The organism is Streptobacillus felis, assembly GCF_001559775.1.
In the GTDB taxonomy this organism is placed as follows: Bacteria; Fusobacteriota; Fusobacteriia; order Fusobacteriales; family Leptotrichiaceae; genus Streptobacillus; species Streptobacillus felis.
On sequence record NZ_LOHX01000174.1, the window covers coordinates 1 to 446 of the forward strand.

Here is a 446-nt window from a genome sequence, read left to right on the forward strand (position 1 = left end):
AAAATAATTGTACCGTTCACTTTATGGTGAATGAAGAAGATATGAATGAGCTTAACCGAAGATTTGCATTGACCAGTTTCAAGAGTAAAAGAGAGTTTTACCGAAATAGTATTTTCAAGAATAAAATTATCAGTATTGATATATCAGGAGCTTTTAGAAAAGAACTAAGAGAACTATCTTCTCTTGTAAGTCGTAATTCAGCTAACTTAAATCAGATAGCCAAAGTGGTAAACAGCACAGGAGTTATTTACAAAGATGATATGGAAAGCATTAAGAAAACTTTGCAAGTGGAACTACTTTTTCTATCAGAATTTAGATAAAAAGTTTCCGACTATATTATTAATGAGGTTATAGGGTAATGGCAGTTACAAAGATACATCCCATTAAAACAACTCTTAAAAAGGCGATAGATTACATCTGTAACGGAGATAAAACCGATGCTGAAA

General features: G+C 31.4%; 1 protein-coding gene. It reads left to right on the plus strand.

Features of this window, described 5'->3' with window-relative positions; genetic code table 11:
- A partial coding sequence (locus AYC60_RS03470; RefSeq protein ID WP_156447650.1) for a plasmid mobilization relaxosome protein MobC occupies positions 1-320 on the plus strand: 320 nt, incomplete at its 5' end.
- Between the last annotated feature and the right edge of the window lie 126 nt (positions 321-446).